The sequence below is a fragment of the Shewanella sp. SM71 genome, assembly GCF_025653905.1.
Classification (GTDB): domain Bacteria; phylum Pseudomonadota; class Gammaproteobacteria; order Enterobacterales; family Shewanellaceae; genus Shewanella; species Shewanella oncorhynchi.
In genome coordinates, this window is the sequence record NZ_JAKKRW010000008.1 from 56,690 (window position 1) to 75,458 (window position 18,769).

Consider the following 18,769-nt stretch of genomic DNA (forward strand, 5'->3'; position numbering starts at 1 on the left):
TTAAGATTCGTTGCCACGGAACGCGAGCACTGCGCGGTCTGTAGTGATTTGACTGTGACCGCTTTGCACTGTGCGCAATAGCATCACGGGTTTACTTGCGGCATAACTCATAAAACGAATGGCCTCGCCCGCTTGCCAGCCACCACCAAATGCGCCAGAACGAATAATGAAGTACGGCTGCAGGGTTAGCGGGTTGACGGGGGCAAAGTCATTAATCGTATCGCCCGTGGCAATTTGACCGAGGCGGCGACCAACACAACGGAATGCAGTTGCTGAGGTGAAGATCAACACCCAGTCCTCGTTTACTGCAGTGTCGTTACGGACCTCGATTGGGAAATCAACAGTATTCATGTTGCCAGTGGCTGGTGCGCCATCGAGGTCCCAATTGTTAGCCCACGCACTCATATCCCGCACCGTGCCGATACGGGCCTGTAAGTCACCCAAATTTTGCACACTCGATACATTGGCACCGATTGGATAAGTTTGGCTTAATGGCGATGCCAGTATTAATGCCTGTGCTTGTACGTCTGTCACTAGCGCAATCTCGCCAATGGTATCGGTCAGAACGAATGGCGCAGTAAAGCCCGTAAAATCGCTATTGATAGTGACAACACCTGTTGCTTTAACCCATGTGTAATGGGTATTAGTCAGCGTCCAAAGTGATTTACCCTCAGCATCGGTAATATCGACAAAGCGCGCATTAGCGCGAGCGTTGTAGGTTTGGGCTGGCGCGGGACTGCTAACCACTTGTAATTCAGTGTGCTGTACAGATACGGTGTTCCACGCAGTAAACGCATTCACCACACCGCCGTTTTTAATCCGCAGTGGATTAAGCCCGTATAGTTCGGGTGGCGGTGATAGTGTGACAGTCTCACTAATGTCATAGCGCAGCGTGGTTAAATCTACAGCTTGGCTAAAGGTTAACTGCACATTTGAATCCGTGATATTGCCACTAATTCCTAAGCCGGTGATCACGCCTGCGCTGTCACTTGAGCCCGATAACAGGGTGTCACCTGCAGCGTTGCTAATGGTGACATAAAAGGTGTCATAAATTGGGCTGTCGGTGGCGAGCGCAAAGCTGACGGTATTGGCTGAGGAAGTCGATTCCTCAATCAGACAGTCATAATGCACAGTGAAGTCACCACGGGCATCAAGGAACTTAGTGACTGCGCCAGTATGGTAATCAAGCTGTGCCAAACGCACACCACCGCTGACAAAGTTGCCGCTAGATGTTTCTGTCATGCTGACACTGCCATGGGCAGTATTTAAAAATGTCAGCACCATTTTAGTGGTACCGAGTGATATCTTTTTAAAATCAGGGAATGTGGTGGCACTGCTATATAAGCCATATTTTGCAGCGGAGACGTATTCAATTGTCAGCGTGTCTAAACCAGGTATAAGGCTAGAGGTATTCGCTGTGATAGTTGTGCCTGTGACGCTGATATTCCAATAGGAAAAGTTTGAGGCCGTCAGGCGCGGCTTAAAACCCAGTACCTCATTAACAAAGTCATTATTTAAAATATCAGATACTTCAAAAATATAGGTAAATTGACCATAGATATAAGGCTGTGAAACGTTATTTTTGATAACGGTACTTGGCACATCACCACTGCCGCCCTCAACAATACTTTTACCTGTCAGTGGATTAATCGTTTTTACTTTTGGCAGCAATTCCGTTTGAGTCGATTCAACAGCTAAAGTATTGGTTGCTGAGGCGGCAGTAAGTTTGGTTACGCCATGATATTTAATCCCGTCATTATCACTGGTGTAGCGTAACTTAGTGCAGCCCGACTCACCGTTGATTGTTATATCGTAGTTAGGTGTGATAAACGGAATGGCAGGTTTAAACTTCACTATGCCTGTGGGACCACCAGTAACCGTTTCTTGAATTTGGCAGAAATGCTCAAACCGTGGGTAAAGTGCACTTTCGGCGCCAGGATACTCAACAGAAATAACAACGGTTTGTCCCTGCAGTAATGTGACGTTCGACCAATACTCAGTACCATTAAATAGATAACTAGATTGCAGATACGACTTAGGAAAGGAATCTTGCCCTTCCAGAAAACCAATTAAGCGATTGCGGATCAACTGGCCAGCACGAACGGATGATTCCAGAATCTCAACCATATCGGTCATGCGGTCGGCATCATCAAGCGTAGCGGCCTCGGCAATCAATAAACTGACTAGATTATCGGTTGGCTTTTGGCTCATGAACACATGACCATCGAGCAAAATTGATGTGTCAGGGGTATCGAGTGCAGGGTAACACTTCACAATATCAACCGCTGATTGCGCGTGATCTATGTCTGAAATGGCGCGAAATAGTTCGTTTAGCTTGCCAGACTCCACCGCCAGCTTGGTACGTTGTCCACCCGCATCATCGCTTGAGCCCAATTGCTCGGGTTTGAATACTTTTAAATCTGCGCGAGAGATTGCCATAGATAGCCTATAAAGTCATAAACTTAAGAACCACGTTAGTGAGCTTTTCAAACCCGCCAACTTCGTCAAATAAATCCTCACCCGTTATAGGCGAGCCTGCAGTGTTATCCCAAACCACGTTGTAACTGGTGCCTTCATAGGCCAACGTGAAGGCGGTTAACGTGATGGCGGCATGGGCTTTTAATTGTTCAAACTCAGTGCGCAGCATCCATCCAGATTTGGTGCCTAACTCCATGGCAATACCCGCTGGGATAATGGTTTGCTGCACCAATGGTGCGCCGTTTAAGGCGCGCTTCATGTTGGCCGCAACGCGGGGCGTGTTGTCGCGGTTTAGCCACAGCAAATCCACCGCGATATCGTTCTCATCGATGGTTGTCATAAGGACCTTTGATTAAATGGGGCGAATAACAGGATTGGCTAACCGCCAACAGATTGCAGACGTTTGATCTCGTTCATCAATTCAGTGACGAGGCTGCGCTTCATTTGAGCGTTAAAGGTGCTATTGCCAACCTGCAGTTGCAGCACTTGCATATCTGAAGTGTTAGCCACAGATTGCGTGCTGGTTTGGGTATTGGCTTGCGTGTTAACGGTAGCGGTTGCTTGATTTTGAGCGGTAGTTTTAGCAGCCGCGGCACTGGCTTCGGCTTGCTTCTTCGCCTCGGCAGCGCTTTGCTTATCGGTTGCTTGCTGGGCCTGCAGGGCCTTACGTTCTAAGTCTTGTGCCTGCTTAAGATCACTAAGACTTTTTTGCAGTTTATTGATGAGCTGACTATCACCGTATGCTTGAGCTGTGGTGATTAAATCGTTCACTTCCTTTAGCTCACTAGCAAACTTACGCTCAGCAATATCCTTCTGGTTGCCCAAAGCGGTATCGAGCCGGTCTTGAATATCCATTGTGGTTTTATTAATTTCATCAGCCAATTCTCTAAAGCGTGAACGGGCTTCATCGATCGCTTTGTTGAGCGGAACAAGCTGATTGTCAGAAAGCCTTACAACAGAGTTATTAGCGAGATCAGCAAGTTCACCTAGCTCTTGCAAGCTGAGTGAGCCGCTCTCGATTTGAGTGACCCAATCACGCATCCGAATGGCATTATTGATTTCACGTCGTTCGCGTTTTTGATCAGCACCCGCAATTTGATTATCCAATTGCGCTAACCTTTCGGTCATTGCTTGGATAGTGGCATTTGAGTAATCGTATTCGGTATTCAGCGAAACAATCACATCACGAGTGGCGGCAGCACTTCCCCTAAAGTCATCAATCGTACTTAATTGTTCCGCGATAACTTTAGCATTTTCAATACCAGCGGCAGTATTATCCTTAGTGGCCTTAGTGTTTTCCTTCGTTGCCTCGGTATTTTCATCTGTCTTTTTACTGCTTTCACCCACCACTTTATTGACTTCACTCAACGTCCCTTTGAGTATTTGTGATTGAGCATCGTACTCTTGCTTAGTTAATAAACCCGCCCTGAAATTTCGATCCAATGCTTCAAGCTGCGCTTCATAGTCACGCTGCAATATCAACAGTTCAACATAGGTCGCGTTCTCTATCTTGGATAGCTCAACAGACTCGCGCTTCAGATCAGCAAGGTTGGCTTCTTCCTTTGCCAACTTAGCTTTTATAAGGGTGAGTTCAGCCGTGGCTTTGTTCTCATCTTTTAAGGCGGCTTCAAGATCACGAACCTCTTTCTCGGTCCTTAATATTTTTTCTTGCAAGTCTAACTGGGCATCAGACAACAACCCTGTCGCAGCAATGGATTTGTTCGACTGATCAACGGCTTTAGTGTGTGATGCAGCTAACTCTTGCAGTGATATATTGAGTTCTTTTTCAGTCAGCAAACCCTTTTCGTACTGAGTTTGTAACTCTTTACGCTTACTGATAAATGCAGATGTTAATTCCGTTTGCGTGAGGGTTTTAGTATTACTGTTATCAACAGCTATGCTGTAATTATTGACCGATGCATAAAGCAGCGCAGTCATGTTATTCAATGTTTCAGTTGAAAGAATCCCTTTCTCGTGTAACTGATTTAACTCAGCTTGACGAGCCATAGCCTCCTTCACTGTGATGGAATACTGGCCTGTGGATATGTTTATCTCGGACTGACTAGCGGCAAGCGCACTCGCAGCATCAGCACCTTGCTTATCTGCCTCGGCTTTTTTCTTACTCGCCTCAGCAGCTTTGTTTTTAAACTCGGCCTCAAGTTCAAGCTCACGATTGGCAAGTACAATAGCTGAAGTTAAGTCACGGTATATTTTTTCAGAATCAGCATTATATTTATTACCATCAATGATATTTTTTAAACTAGCTTGCTGCTCTGTACTTAATTTATTAATTGCACCTTTATATTTATCTGATGCATCTAGCAGTTTTTCATACGCAATTGAAGATTCACCCGCCATACGGGCAGCAGCATTAGCCATATCCTTATAATTATTTTCAAGATTTTGCTCAAGCTCCCTCATCTTTATTTGAAGCTTATCGATGAATGTGGTGTCTACTTTTAAACCGAAAAATTCAGCAGCTTTATTTTTAAGCTTTGTAAAATCCAATGCTGCTTGCTGCGCACTAAGCGTTATGAAGCTAAGCGGTAAAGCCAGTGAATTAACACCGAGCTTTATTCTATCGAATGCTTTTTCAAATAGGCCTACCTTGTCGTCAGAGAACGTCTCGACAAAATCATTGGCTGCCTTCGCGAGCTCCACAAAACCGCTAACTAATTCTGGTAGTCTTTCTACCAAATTAACAACATCCTCCCGCACCTTATCGATGGCATCACCTGCACCACGAATTGCAAGATCAGTATCATACGAAAACGCTTGCCCAATATCGGTAGTTAAGGTGTGGAATTTGTTAGATAGACGACCTAATGCTGACTCTTGTGTTGCATAAGCTTTAATCGCTTCCTTCATGTGGTAATCGCCAGCGGCATAGGCTTTATTACTTAGCTCTAATGCAACTTTTAGACGATCTGTACCATCCGCTAATACACTGAGTACACCTGTCGCCTCAGTGCCATCAATGCCCATCGATTTAAGGGCATCAGAGACTAATCCGCCTTCGGCCTTAACCTTTTGTAACCCTTCAAGGAATTTAACTAACACCTTTTCAGGCGCATCACCAAGATCTTGTTCAATTTGCTTGGCAGTTAACCCCGTGATCTTCATTAAGGTTTCAAGTGAGTCACCACCCTTTTTACTGGCGCTATTAATCTCAGCACCAAGGCGTTGTATTGCCGTGCGCGAACGTTCTGCAGGCTGGCCTAATTCGGCTAAGGTCGCACCAAAGGCCGCTGCTGCCGCACTGCCTAAGTTAATCTCGCGGGTGCCAGAGACTAATTCTTTAGTCATTTGTACGATATCGGCTTCGGTCACGGCAAAATCGTTACCGAGCGCCACCACTGAAGACGATAAATTTTGAATTTGCGGAATGCCTTCATTGGTCATCCCTAGAATGCGCGCCAACATAGTGGCCGCTTCGTCACCGGCTAAGTTCGTCGATAACCCCAACGCATCGGCAGCCGCAACTAAATTAAGAATATCCTCTGTGGACTTAGTACCCAATTGCCCAGCCACTTCGGCCATGCGTAGCAATTCATTGGTACTGGTTGGAGTAACCTTTTCGCCAAGCTCCTTAAGCTCAGCGGCCATTTTCACCACAGTTTCACGGGCGTTACCTGTGGTTTTTTCCACCTTGGTAATAGCGGCCTCTAACTCACCGTAGTTTTCAACGCCACTTTTAACCGCGGTCACGGCTTGCTGAGCGGTAAGTAATGCCGCATAAGCCTTAGCTAAGGTTTGCACCGCTTTGGTGGTTAATGCCGTTTGAGTGTTAGCGGCTACTGCCACTGTTTTATTGTTTTGCAGCAAGGCATTATGCACAGTTAGCTTTTCATTCACGCCTTTAAGTGCTTGTTCTGCTGCCGCTTGCTTTAGTTTTAACTCTTTACTGGCATCGCCAAGGCGTTCCATATCCACGCCAGCTTTTTGCAACACGGCTTGCTGCTTACCGAGCTCTTGCTTATTGCGATTGACAGAGGTGCCAAGTTGAGTCAGTTCACTACTGGCAGTTTTCACCTTAAGTGCGTAGTCAGCCTTTTTACGGCTGGCCTCATCAACAGCGGTGTTTAATTGATTAAGGCCGCGGCGCTCCTGTTCGAGTTCTTGGCTAAGCTTTTCAGCGCTAGCAGCCGTACTGCGTTGTGTGGTTTCAAGCTGTTGTAAATCAGCCTTAGCCTTTGACAGTGCCTGCGCTTGGGCTGCCGTGGCCTGTGCGCCTTTGCCTTGGGTAGCGCTTAGGCGCTCAACTTCCGCGCGGGTAGCCGCCACTTGGCTATCATATTGCGCCAACTGAGCAGCCGTTTGTTGATACTCAGTTTCAACTTTAGCGGTAGAAGCCGCCGCTTCACGCTGGGCGGTTTCAAGGGTTTTTACCTCAGTCGCCGCTTGTTTTTGCTCGCGCTTTAATTGATCAAGGGCAACGCTGTTGTCGCTAAATGCTTGTTCGTTGCGACTAATAGAATCAGTTAGCTCGTCAATGGCACGGATGGCTTCTTGTTGTTGTTTTAAATCATCCAATTGCTCATTGAGTCTTTCGCTTTCGCGCCCCAACTCTTGTAATGCCTGTTCAGACTTTTTGGCCTCAGCAGAAAACAGATCCTTACCTTGGATGGTTAGATTGACTTCTTGATCATTAAAGCTCATTGGTTGGCCTCATATAAATGCAGCAAAACGGCTGTGATCGAAAACACTCGACCACAGCAAAATAGGTTGTAAACTCATGGGAATTGGATGGGTTGCGTCAGCCCATTTTTTTGGCTAACGTGAAAAATCAATACGTTATCTTGTTTATGTGTCAGGTTAAGTACATGCGCGCATTTTTGCGCTTATGCTCAAAATCAGTTAACTGATAAGTAAATTGACAAATGCGCCTAGGCGGGGCGATACTATTCGGGCATTGGCAAAATCCAATGCCGGGATTAGACCCCCGCAGTTAACCAAGGCGCAATCATGTCGCCAGCCTAGTGCTGGTTTTTTATTGCGTGACTCGGCGCACCACTTCTATGGTGAGCTGGGTGAGGCCGCCATTTGGCGGGCCGCGTCCTTGGTGCGGTAGGTCTAACCTTGCTCAGCTCATCACCAATTCAGTTTAGACCCTGACGGTGATGATTACTCTCGAACCAAGGAGTGTCACCCATGAACCTACAACAGTCTAAAAACTACCCTGCACAACTGGTTTTTATTAACGGCCAACAAACCATTACCAACTCACTGATCGTTGCCGATTATTTTGGCAAACGGCACAGCCATGTTTTGCGCAAAATTGACGAGATCATTGTCGAAGCTCCCAGTGAATTTACGTCAGCCCATTTTTGGGCTAACGTGCAAAATCAACAAGTTGGCACTGCAACACGCGATTTAAAGTGTTACCACCTGACCAAAGACGGCTTTATGTTTTTGGTGATGGGCTTTACAGGTACTAAAGCCGCGCAATTGAAGATCAACTTTATTAATGCCTTTAACGAAGCCCAAGCCAGATTAAGCCGTACTCAAAGCCCGTTTGAACGCCAACGCATGCTGTTTACATGGGACGGCGGTAAAATCGTGTCGTCTATGCCGTTAGATGATGATCACTTTGTCACCAAGCGCGAAAAGTTGGTTAACTATATTCGCGAACCACGGTTTTTATCGCTTGAGCAGTTAATCGAGATCCAACAAGCCGCAGGTGAGCAGATCGCCCAAATCGCGCTGATTGGTCGCCAAAGTGCTAAGTTAGTTAGACAATCCTGAGTTGAAAGGCAACTATCCGGAATTTCCGGATAGTTGCTCATTCTTATTGCTAGCTTGGATTAAGCGGCGCTACGGACGAAGAACTTCGACTTGCCAGTCGCAACAATAGAGCTATTAGCCAATACCGCACCTTCAATATCGAAGCTGCCGTAGTCAGTGCCGACCAGATCTAAACCTGAGGTTGGCGTTGGCTTCCATTTATAAAACTTCAACATCCAAGGTTTGCCGGTTGAGTCGTTAATACCGTCAATCACTACGCTAACGGTTTTACCTGACTCCGTTAATGCCTGCAACGCATTACCCGCTTGGCTGGTGTAGCCAATGGTTAATGCTTGGCCTGCGGTAATAGCGCCAGTCGATAACGCGCGGATACCCGCGGCACTGACAACATAATCTTCATCAAGCACATAGGTAGTCGTGCCCGCTTCATTTTTAACAACGGGGGCGATACTGGTATCAATCATTTTTGCGGTTTGCGCTAAGCCATCGAGCACAGCGATAATTTCTTCATCTGCAACGGGTGTTGCAGTTAATACATCAATCTTACCGCGCATAGCTAGCGCTAAGTTTTCGTTGTTAAAGTCATAAAAGGTGGCGCTTAATTTTACCGCTTTAATCAGCGTGACTTCGTCGGCATAGCCACCACCGCCACGGTAGTTGGGTAGGGATTTGGTTTCTTGCTCAATCGCGAGCTTTACGCCGCTCACGTTGCCACAATCACGGCCATCGATATAGACGATCGCTGAGCCGATATAACTTTCGGTTACGATTTCACTCATAGTGAGTCTCCAAATTTAACGGTATTAACAAGGGATAGGGTGATAACCGCTAGGCCATGTTTTTCATGGGCTTCGGGCATGATGTACTTGCAGGGTTCTAGCTCTTTAAAGGAGATCACCGAGGGCAACCAGCTGAGCTTTTCGACATTGCGCTCATCTTTGTAAAACGCGCTGCGAATGGCGCGAACAAGGTTAATAAGATCAGCGGTGGGTGTTGGGGTTTTATCCACCGTGATACCCGCCACCACTTGCAGCACCAGATCATCACGATATGAATTGATCCCGTTTATGGCTTTAAAATCGTCGGTAAACGGCTGCAGAAAGATAAATTGTTTATCCTTAGCCACACCTTGGGCGTAAAAACCTTCGCGCACGGTCGCGCCTTCAACCGTTTTTAAACGGTCGATGATTGCTTGGATCATGGGCATTCCTTACGATTTCTAGGCTAAGTGCCGCTGTACTGGCCGTAACGTTCACGCAGAAAACGGATAACGGGCGGTTCAATCTCTTTTTGTATTGACCTAAAACTACCTGCGACTGACGGACCGTACATGGATTTATTGCCCGCTTCTTTGGCTTGTTTAAATGTGCGCCACTTTTGACCGGGGAAGCGCTGATACATCAAGAAATTTCCGTTTTTACCAATGAAGGTAAAAGTACCTTTAAACCAATGCGGTTCATTGCGTATTGGGTTGATCATGTGCCCGTCAGAACGTGACGCAACGCGCCTACCTGTACGGGTTAATGGCCGCGCAAACCGAGTTAAGGTACTCGGCCGAAATCTTGCGGTAACATGACCTTTTAGGTTGCGTGGGTCGATACTGTAGGTAAACAGATTTTCTACATAGCTTTTTGATACGTATCCATATTTATTAAAGATGGCGTCAATAGCTGTTTGTTTACCAAACTGCACCGTATCAATAATGGCTTTGGTGATCGCAGGTGCTTGGGCGGCACGGATGCGGTTCAGCTCCTTTGTTACCGCCTCCATGCCTTCAATCTTTATCCGCGCCATGAGCTAGTCCTCAATCGTGATATAAATAAACGCCACGCAAACGCTATCCATGCTCACGCGCTGGGTCAGCCGCCCTTGTTGGCCGTTGGGGATAAACGCCCCACTGTCATCAATACTGCCTAGGGCAAAGGTATCATCCACATTGACCGCGCCCTCACTGAGTAAGAACTCAGCGCGGGTGACGATATCAGGAATGTATTCTGTTATTGATGAAAGATCGGTGCGGTTATCATCTAAGCTCACTAGGCGAACAAATGGCGCGGTGCCATCCACTGGGGTAAATTGGCACGGGTCAGCTAAGCGCTGAAACACCCGTGCCATTTTACCGTTCACACGGTCGGCAAAGTTTTTGCCCACGTTAGGCATTGATCTTCACCCAAACCGTGGTGGATGGGTTGCCCGCCGCCACCCATGCTTTACCGACTTTGGTATTGTCGGTGGCGGTGGTGGTGAGTTCGTTAGCCGTATCGTCCCAATACAGATCAACACCTTGGGCTACCACATCGGTGGACTTTTTAGGCAGTTCAAATACGCCTTCGGTGAGTGCTTCGCCTTGTGTATTTGCGGCAATAGCGGCAATAGCTACCACTAACAACATACCGAGCAATACGGCTTCACCGCTGGCAACTGCGGCGGTGGGAGTAAAGCTGATGGTCTTGCCATCTTTAATGTAATTTTTCATGGGGTTTCCTTGAGATAAAGAAGGGACCAGACTCTAGAATCTAGAATCTAGAATCTATAAGGGCGCCGCCCGTTCTAGCAGCGAAGCGCCCTGCTTTATTAATTCACGCCGGTTGATTTCGCCAAGCCGCGGTAATCAAGCGGAGCAACGCCAGCATCGATACGCACCTTAGTGGCCACACCGTCAATGGTGAAACCTTGTTGCTGTTCGATGTAAGGCGTGTCGATACCATCGAGGTACGCGACCTCAATCGTGTCGCGGCCTTTACCTGCGGCCAAGAACCATTGCACTGCGCTGCTATCGTCTAAGCGTGGCTCGGCGATCACTTCGGCAAAGTTTTGGATGGGGTTAGCAATACCCGCGTTAACATCGGCGCCTTTGACTGAACTGGACTTGATGATCTGGTTCATGGTGGTTTCAAGCGCGACTGGGCACAACACAAATTCAGGGCGAATATTGAGACTGCGATTACCCGATTTTTGCTTACGCATTAACATGCGGTTGGCATCAAGTGCAGCGACACTAGGTACGCCTGCACCTAAGTTGCCGTGATCAGCGTGGAATAATGCTTTACCATCGCTCATTTTCGGGTTTTGCGTTAATACGGCATACACTAAGTCGCCAATAGTGCCTTTAGCGGCAAAGCCCATCTTCATTGGGATATCAGTCAACATGCTCATATCATCGTTGATAATGGCTTGGCGTGTAATGCTGAACAACTCGCCATAGGTTGCCAGCGCGATTTGTTGCGCGTGGTCGCCCACAGTGACGTATTTATATTCAGCACCTTCACGCACTTGTCGCAGGCTATTAAAGTCGCCAAGGCCAACACGCTGGGCGATCTTAAAGTCACCTAACTGGCCTTTCTTGGTCCAGCGCTCAAATGTTTCTTCGGCGGTTTCCCAGCCCATTAATACAGACTTGTTCGCCACATCTAACAGGATGTTGCCAAAGTCGCTTGAACTGTGAGTAAAGGCTAAGCCTACCATTTGCATTGGGTTCATGCTGGCGATACCAATGCCACGGTCTACTAACGACGCACGCGCCAGTTCGCGAAGGTTATAGCTGGAATAACCATTATCGGCTTCGACTTTGGCGTGGCCTGAACGTGCCATTAAATGTGCGCGAATCGAGTCGCCAACGATATTGCCGTTACCTGAGTGGATAATAGTACGGTTTGGCATGGTAGCTGCTGGCGTGGTGTTTTCGCCAAGCTTAGCCAAGATCATGTCCTTGGCTTTATCGGCATCAATGGTCGCATCAGCGATACACTGATTTTTTAACTCTGCAAGTTGCGGGAATGCCGCAAACGCCGTGTTAATGCCATTCATGCGCGCAGTGTTTAACGCAATCGCCGCCGCTTGAATAGTCGCGGCGTCGGGTTGGGCTGCTGGCGCAGGTTGATTTGAGGGAGCAGGAACCTGAGCACTTGGCGCAGGAGCGGGTTGTGGTGCTGGTGCAGTCGAAGGAATGTTTCCCTTGGGTGCAAACAGGTTTTTTAGATGTTCAGGCATATTGGTAAAATCCTTAAGACGTTTTGAATTAAGTGATGCCGCCATTTGCAGCGGATCGGTTAGTGTGTTGGCAAAACCTTTTTCCACTGCTTCGCGGCCTGTTAACCATGTTTCATCGGCTAATAAGGCGTGAAGTTCATCTTCGGGTAAGCCTGTTTTTTGTTGATAAGCCCCGACTAAGTTACCTTCCACTTTGTCGAGTAAATCGGCGTATTTGCGCATATCATCCGCATCACCGAGGGTTCCGCCCCAAGGTTTATGGATCATCATCATGGCGTTTTCAGGAATGATGATTTCATCAAAGGCCATGGCAATCACACTAGCCATCGAAGCAGCAAGGCCATCGATGTAGCAAACCTTGTGCGCAGGATGGCCCTTGATCATGTTGTAAATCGCCATGCCTTCGAATACATCGCCGCCAGGCGAATGAATACGGGCAGTAATGGTGCCCACTTTGCCTAGCGCTTGCAGATCACGGGCAAACTGTTTGGCTGTAATACCCCAGCCGCCAATCTCGTCGTAAATCATCAACTCGGCATTGCCGTTTTGCGCCTTGAGGCTATACCAGCTTTTGCTTGGGTGAGACTCGTTGTTAATCTGGCTCAGCGTTGCGGCGGGCGCGGTCAGCGCTCCGCTTGGCAGCATTGCGCTTAGCGCTGCTGCCGCTATTGCTATCTTGGTTTTCTTCACTGGTTTGTTCTCCAAGTGTCGGGTCGGGGTCATTGGCCGTGACCATTTGGTTTTCGCGGTTGTATTCCACCTCGCGTTTACGCTGGCGTTTCACTTCCGCAGGATTACGGCCACGGGCTCGCGCCCACTCGGCCTCGGTAGCAGCGTTGCCGGCTATCATCATTTCCCAGCCTTCGGCCTCTTTGCGTGGGTCAATCCATGGCATGGTGGGGCCGTAGTACACGGCATCAAACAAGGTGCGGATGTCGAGATCAGGCGGCAACACTAATGGGTCCTGCTTGTTGAGCATTTCCATTTTTAAGAAGTTGCGGAACACAGGCCGCGACCAGCCAGCACAAAACCATTGCTGCATAATGCGGTTGGATTCGTCTTGCTCAACTAGCTCTTGGCGCTGGCTTGAATAACTGCCTTTGTAGTCGCGGGCAATGCTGGAATAACTGCCACGGCTACCCGCTGCAACGGCCTTCATTTGGCCGTTGCGAAATTCCACCATATGGACGTTGGGTCTATTACTCTCAATCATCCCAACATCTTCACCGGGCTTGAGATCATCGAAGGTCATGCCTGGGGCGATAGGGATTTCGCGGCTTGACGATTCACCACTTTGGTCTGGTTGAAACATGCTGGCATCGCCACGCTTGATGTAAAACGCCAGCGCAGCGGCAATCCGTGCAGCCACGCGCTCGGATTCTTCATAGTCTTTAATGTCGGCTAGGCGGGTTAAAATGCCGTGGAATATCGACACGCCGCGCAGCTGGTGCAAACGTTTGAACAAGCCCAAGTGCATCATGCTCGATGCGGGTACCGCTTTGGTTTTGTAACGAAAGCCGACTTGATCCGCTGGGTGATCGAGCAATACGTGATAGTTAACCACTTGGCCCCAGCCGTTCACCTCAAGCCCTTGGCGTACCCGCTTTGCGGGTTCGTTTAACTCGTAGGGGATAAAGTCGGCCTCTAACGCTTCAATGCTGTATTGAGTGCCCTGCTCGTTTGGGTGGCCAAACTTAGGCACTTTACCCATAACATGCTGTCCGAACACATCACCATCACGCAGGGCGCTACGGAGCACTAAGCGCTCAAGCTCAGGGCGACTATAGCGGCCAGTAACATCACATTTAAGTGACCATGCACCGAAACGGCGTTGAATATCGTTGGCTAATTCATCAATGATTTCACCGCTCATGCTGCGCGGCTGGGGTTCAACCACAATCCCCTGGGCACCGATAACCCTTTCTTCCATCCGGTCGAGAATGCCGATACTGAGGTCGTGGTTTTCGTCTAACCAACGGGCTTGTTCGCGCAGGCTTTTACCCGCAGCAAATACCGCTTGGTTTGCCCCGCGACTTTCCTTTTTAGCGCGATGCGTGCGGCTTGGGCTGGCGGCTTCATACCCTTTCAGGTTGCGGTAGCTCATCGCGGCCGCTTCACGCTGTAATGCTAAACGCGGGGCAAATATCGCCAGCGCATCATTGATAATGCTCATGTGTTGCTCCGACTTATATTTTTAGAAGTGCCCTATTAATGCGGCCTTAGTTATTGTTGAAACTGGCGTACTTAACCCCACCCTGTGGCCGACTAAAGCCATTTAAACGGCGCTCCCATTCAAGCCGACCTTGACGGATTTCGCCTAGGTCCTCTGTGGTCATCGTCTTGCCGTTGATCGTGGTTTGCTTGCCTGCCAACACATCAAGCTCAGCCTGAAAGTACGCATCGATCATCTGTTGGCATTGGGTTTTGGTCATGCTGTTATCCTTGGCTTTATTGGCATTAACTACAGCCAACCGCCAGAACTGCCACCACCGCCACCGTTTAGGTAAGCAGCATTCGCATTGGCCTGTTTTGCGGCTTTGGGTTTAGGTTCTTTGGGTTGGTCGCTTGATATGGCGATCGGGGTAACTTTTGAAAGCTTGTCGAGGTTGATGCCGAATTTCTCTATCGCGATATACAGCGCGGCCAAGGCGTAAACAAAACAATCTAGTGCCTCGTTGCGGCGCTTGCCTGCAGACCATTTATAGATAACGCGCCCTTTGTCGCGCACTGGCACCTTGCGTTCACTGGTGAGCTGTTGCAGTTCAACGTCATCACATACCGCTTCGTTTAGCGGGAAGTGAATCGCACCAGGCTTGCGCACATCAACATCAGGGGCAATTCGCAACATCGACATCAACAACTCTTTGGCGTTGTCAGTACCGACCTCCGTTAAGTAAACGCCTTTGGCGGTTCGCTTACGGGGGAAATTGGCGATCGGCTTGCCGTAAACGTTGGCGCCTTTAAGCGGGATCACCCGCATTAGCCCAAGCTTTTTACTCATGGCATAAACGTCATCGGTGTAGTGACCACCAGAGTCCCAACCAGCGACGCCGATATTCAGCACAACGCCATCGGCACGGGCATAACTTTTGGCGATACGCTCGGCCACTTTGTCTTTTAATACTTGGCTTGCTGGGTCGCCATATAAAATAAAGCGGTCGATTAATGCCGCCTCTTTACCTGCGCCCCAACCCCAAATGCGGCCCTCATAACGGTCGTCTTGGGTGTCGATACCTGCCGTTAAATACACCACCCAGTTAGGCACTTTGCCACTCGGGTACATTTCGCGACGCTTAGCTAAATCTTCCCACTCTAAGCGCTCGCCGTTGTCGTTATCCCACGGTTGGCCTAACTTAGTGTTGACGAAGGTTTGCAGCTTTTCTTTATCGCCTTTGGCTTTAAAGAACTCAGTAACCAGTTTCGCCCAGCTGTTGAGCGAGTTATAGGCCGACCAGATATGAATCGAGATATTGGGCGGCGTGGTGATGTCGTTTCCGTCGGCATCATAAAAGTCTAAAAAGTCTTTAGTGCGGATGCCAGTGTTTTCGCATATCCAAACTGCGCTTGGATGCAGCTCCATATCGTCAAGCTGATTGTTTTCGATACAGCAACCACAGTGCTCACACAGATAATAGGCTGTGCTTGGATCGTGCTCGCCCTTGGCATTTTTATGCCACTTAATCCCAAAGGCTTCTTCAGGGCCACCCCACTTTAAATCCTGCAGTTCGTCACAGTGTGGGCAAGGCAAGCTGAACTTAAAATAGTGCGGTGATTCGCTGCAGGCTTTTTCAATCTGGCAGGTACCGAGCACTTTAGGCGTTGAACCGCGAATCGACTTAGGAAACATCGACAGTTCGATACGAGTATCACCGAGCGATGTGGCGTTACCTTCGTGCTCGATGGATTCATCAAAACCCGCTAACTCATCGTAGATCACATCATCAGTGGATATTTCGCGATAGTTAGCCGCAGCGGTACCTCCACGCACCATCAGCGTTTTGCCATTGGTGAAAATCTTATCTTCTAGCGTGCTGTCTTTATGCTTACGGCCCATCCAAGGTGCAAGCGCGCGCCAAACAGGGATGTCACGAATCGCCGTTTCAACGTGCTTTTTCATGAAGGTTTTGGCTTGACCATCACGAGGTTGATAGATCAACACGTTGCGCTTTTTGTGCTCAATCTTGTAAGCAGCGTTAGCCATCAGCATTTTGGTGTAACCGACACGCGCTGACTTCATTAAGTTAAGCGTGCTGATTTGGTCGTTACCCATGGCATTAAGAATGCCAATTTGAAACGGTAAACTTTCCCACTTGCCCTCGGTGTAAGAGGACTCAGACGACATGTAAAAGTGCTCGTCGGCGTATTGTGAACAGGTGAGCATGGGTGGGCGATAGAACGAACGCAGCCCAGCAGACACGGCGGCTTTCAGATTTTTAATCTGCGCTGCCGATATACTCATCTAATAAACCCTCTATGCCCTCCGCAAGATCGGCGGCGGTGTTTTGGCTTTTAATCACCTCCGCTTTGATAGCGTCGATTGTGCGTTCTGGAATGTCGGGGAATTTTCGTTTTACCCGTATATGTATTTGATCAAGCACTGGGGCAATTTGCGCAGCAATGCGATTTAGCACAAAGGTAGCAAAACTAACTTCGACCACTTCTTTGAGGTCTTTTTCGTTTTTAATCTCCTGCCCAACTGCTTGGGCTCGGATTAAGCGCCAGCGTTCGTAGTCCATATCTGGCTTATCGGGATCATCTTCATCGGGTTTAGTGATGGTTTTTTTGCGCTCGTTGGCAAGTCTGTTACCCACCACATCGGCCATTTTGTATAAACACACGCGACCGCGCTTGCTGTGCACTGGCACGTCCCACTTATCAAACGCTTGAGTGCTGATCTCAAGGCTTTTGCATAAGTCGGTTTTACTCAGTAGAACAGGCTCGGGTGGTGATGGTTGAATGCGGGCCATTAGGATGCTCCACTTGTTTTAGCAGGGCGGCTTTCAGTTGCATGTCGGCGGCGTGAAGTTCTTGTTTGCGCTTTTCGTCTTTTAGTTCTTGGCGACACTCGCGGCGACGACGGGATTCTTGATAAGCCATGTTCCCCAAATACGTGAGGAAGGCGAGCAATACGCCAACGAGGATCGCCACATCATTCATAGTAAAAGCACCTCCCAATGTGCTCATTAGTGACGATATATACGCGCTGAACGTGAGCCCTTTTTGGGTGGCAACATCATTAATGTATGGATTGTTCATGCTGTTTTTCCGTTCGCCATGTTTCGATGTTATGCAAATCGGTATCGCATTTGGTGATCACGGCTAAGAGTTGAATGATGCAATCGGGCAGATCGGCATTAGCATCTGAACTACATTCGGCTGGCAGGCACTGGCTCATTAATGATTGCGGCGGTAGTACATATTGGGTCTGCTTGGTGACTACGGTGCGCGCAATAGGCGGCGTGCTTGAGCAGCCGCTTAACATCATCAGGCACAGCAGTATTAGCCCAACTTCGGGTTTGTTCATTGGCTGAGGTCCTTAGTTTTTTAATGGCTTCTCGCTGATCAGCAAGTTGGCGATCAATCTCGGCCTTGGCTTTAGCGGCTTTGTCATTGAGTGCTAAGGCAAAGGCGTGATCCTTAGCAAGCCTGTCACGCTCGATGGCCTGCGCTTGCAGTTCATCGGTTACAGCCGTTAGATCATCTTGCAGCATTCGCTGGTTAACGGCGGCCGTTTCAATCTGCGAGTTTTTTAACGCGAGATCAGCTTTAACGGCGGTAAGGCTAAGGCCAAGTAGCGTTATCACTATGATGAGCGCTGCGATTAAATACAGGTGCAGCGAGCCAGTGGCATTAATGATTTTGTTCCACATATAAATCCTTTAAGCAGATTTTACGTTCTTCTTTGCGGCGTTCGACTAAGCCAGGCAGCTTGATGTCAGCGGCATAGACAAAACCATTACAGCCGTGTTTACCGCATGCATCGGTGAGCTGGTGACAAGCGGCCACCCTTTCTCCGCGCAGTAACAGCTTGCGCAAGGTGGAGGTTTGAAAGTTACCCGCACCAAAGTTGTAAATCAGACTGAGGTAAGCAGCGTGTTCACCTTCAGTAAGTTGCACCGGATACGTTAGCCGCCGCAGCTGGCGATCAGCTTTGCCTAAATCCTTGGCGTACATTTCAATGCATTGCTGCTCGCTAAAAAACTGGTTGAGCTCAAGCTCAGGACCAGTGTGCCCAAAGCAAGCGGTAATAATATCCACAGGATCAAGATAGGTGTGCAAAATGGGCTCGCCGTTCGGCGCTTCGGCGGGAGCAATCAAATTAGCCCCCGCCAGCGCGACAGCAGAAGAAAGCCCCAGTGCCATGAGCTTTTGCTTTAATGACATGGGTCAGTCTCCTTTAAAATGAGGTTAGCCTTAGCGCGGCCAACGGTTAGGTCAACGGTGAGGTAGCCGCCTCTAACAGCTGATGTTTTTAGTGTCTTTCAACGTCCGTAGCGGCAATGTCGAACACCACGGCAACACATACCCACCACGACCACCATTGCAGCGGCCGCTT

18 protein-coding genes are annotated in these 18,769 nt (G+C 48.6%); 1 reads left to right on the forward strand and 17 read right to left on the reverse strand.

What is annotated here, in order from left to right; all coding sequences use genetic code 11:
• From L5L97_RS09675 to L5L97_RS09685, 3 genes are read right to left on the reverse strand one after another with little or no spacing between them, the layout of a single operon-like run.
• On the reverse strand, positions 1 to 2,439 hold the full coding sequence (locus L5L97_RS09675) for a hypothetical protein (RefSeq protein WP_263181670.1): 2,439 nt from the start codon (positions 2,437 to 2,439) through the stop codon (positions 1 to 3).
• A 7-nt stretch (positions 2,440 to 2,446) separates the two neighbouring features.
• The gene (locus tag L5L97_RS09680; protein WP_263181672.1) at positions 2,447 to 2,818 is read right to left on the reverse strand and encodes a hypothetical protein; all 372 of its coding nucleotides are present in this window, start codon (positions 2,816 to 2,818) and stop codon (positions 2,447 to 2,449) included.
• A 38-nt stretch (positions 2,819 to 2,856) separates the two neighbouring features.
• Entirely contained in the window at positions 2,857 to 7,137 is a 4,281-nt protein-coding gene (locus tag L5L97_RS09685; RefSeq protein ID WP_263181673.1) for a phage tail tape measure protein, read from the reverse strand.
• A gap of 492 nt (positions 7,138 to 7,629) precedes the next feature.
• Between L5L97_RS09685 and L5L97_RS09690 the strand changes: the two genes are divergently transcribed.
• Complete coding sequence (locus tag L5L97_RS09690; protein ID WP_263181674.1) at positions 7,630 to 8,223, forward strand: Rha family transcriptional regulator; 594 nt, start codon at positions 7,630 to 7,632, stop codon at positions 8,221 to 8,223.
• Between the two features lie 59 nt (positions 8,224 to 8,282).
• Here L5L97_RS09690 and L5L97_RS09695 read toward each other — a convergent pair whose 3' ends face one another.
• From L5L97_RS09695 to L5L97_RS09755, 14 genes are all read right to left on the reverse strand, one after another.
• A complete protein-coding gene (locus tag L5L97_RS09695; protein ID WP_263181676.1) occupies positions 8,283 to 9,002 on the reverse strand; it encodes a hypothetical protein in 720 nt (239 codons plus the stop codon).
• A complete protein-coding gene (locus L5L97_RS09700; protein WP_263181677.1) occupies positions 8,999 to 9,424 on the reverse strand; it encodes a hypothetical protein in 426 nt (141 codons plus the stop codon). Before L5L97_RS09700 ends, L5L97_RS09695 begins: the two co-directional genes overlap by 4 nt.
• Before the next feature lie 23 nt (positions 9,425 to 9,447).
• Complete coding sequence (locus tag L5L97_RS09705; RefSeq protein ID WP_263181678.1) at positions 9,448 to 10,017, reverse strand: hypothetical protein; 570 nt, start codon at positions 10,015 to 10,017, stop codon at positions 9,448 to 9,450.
• Between the two features lie 3 nt (positions 10,018 to 10,020).
• A complete protein-coding gene (locus L5L97_RS09710) occupies positions 10,021 to 10,383 on the reverse strand; it encodes a hypothetical protein (protein WP_263181679.1) in 363 nt (120 codons plus the stop codon).
• Entirely contained in the window at positions 10,376 to 10,699 is a 324-nt protein-coding gene (locus L5L97_RS09715; RefSeq protein WP_263181680.1) for a DUF2190 family protein, read from the reverse strand. The genes L5L97_RS09710 and L5L97_RS09715 overlap by 8 nt, the downstream gene beginning before the upstream one ends.
• Before the next feature lie 98 nt (positions 10,700 to 10,797).
• On the reverse strand, positions 10,798 to 12,903 hold the full coding sequence (locus L5L97_RS09720; RefSeq protein ID WP_263181681.1) for a ClpP-like prohead protease/major capsid protein fusion protein: 2,106 nt from the start codon (positions 12,901 to 12,903) through the stop codon (positions 10,798 to 10,800).
• Positions 12,806 to 14,386: a phage portal protein gene (locus tag L5L97_RS09725; RefSeq protein WP_263181682.1), complete on the reverse strand. Its 1,581-nt coding sequence runs from the start codon at positions 14,384 to 14,386 to the stop codon at positions 12,806 to 12,808. The genes L5L97_RS09720 and L5L97_RS09725 overlap by 98 nt, the downstream gene beginning before the upstream one ends.
• A 46-nt stretch (positions 14,387 to 14,432) precedes the next feature.
• A complete protein-coding gene (locus tag L5L97_RS09730) occupies positions 14,433 to 14,645 on the reverse strand; it encodes a hypothetical protein (RefSeq protein WP_263181683.1) in 213 nt (70 codons plus the stop codon).
• Between the two features lie 29 nt (positions 14,646 to 14,674).
• On the reverse strand, positions 14,675 to 16,672 hold the full coding sequence (locus L5L97_RS09735) for a phage terminase large subunit family protein (RefSeq protein ID WP_263181684.1): 1,998 nt from the start codon (positions 16,670 to 16,672) through the stop codon (positions 14,675 to 14,677).
• Positions 16,647 to 17,180, reverse strand: a complete 534-nt coding sequence (locus L5L97_RS09740; protein ID WP_263181685.1) for a terminase small subunit — start codon at positions 17,178 to 17,180, stop codon at positions 16,647 to 16,649. The genes L5L97_RS09735 and L5L97_RS09740 overlap by 26 nt, the downstream gene beginning before the upstream one ends.
• Positions 17,134 to 17,469: a phage holin family protein gene (locus L5L97_RS09745; RefSeq protein ID WP_259213791.1), complete on the reverse strand. Its 336-nt coding sequence runs from the start codon at positions 17,467 to 17,469 to the stop codon at positions 17,134 to 17,136. Before L5L97_RS09745 ends, L5L97_RS09740 begins: the two co-directional genes overlap by 47 nt.
• A complete protein-coding gene (locus L5L97_RS22950; protein ID WP_227257030.1) occupies positions 17,450 to 17,698 on the reverse strand; it encodes a hypothetical protein in 249 nt (82 codons plus the stop codon). The genes L5L97_RS09745 and L5L97_RS22950 overlap by 20 nt, the downstream gene beginning before the upstream one ends.
• Positions 17,580 to 18,083 (reverse strand): hypothetical protein, encoded by a 504-nt coding sequence (locus tag L5L97_RS09750; protein ID WP_263181686.1) that lies wholly within the window; start codon positions 18,081 to 18,083, stop codon positions 17,580 to 17,582. The genes L5L97_RS22950 and L5L97_RS09750 overlap by 119 nt, the downstream gene beginning before the upstream one ends.
• Complete coding sequence (locus tag L5L97_RS09755; protein WP_263181688.1) at positions 18,064 to 18,597, reverse strand: lysozyme; 534 nt, start codon at positions 18,595 to 18,597, stop codon at positions 18,064 to 18,066. Before L5L97_RS09755 ends, L5L97_RS09750 begins: the two co-directional genes overlap by 20 nt.
• Positions 18,598 to 18,769: the final 172 nt, after the last annotated feature.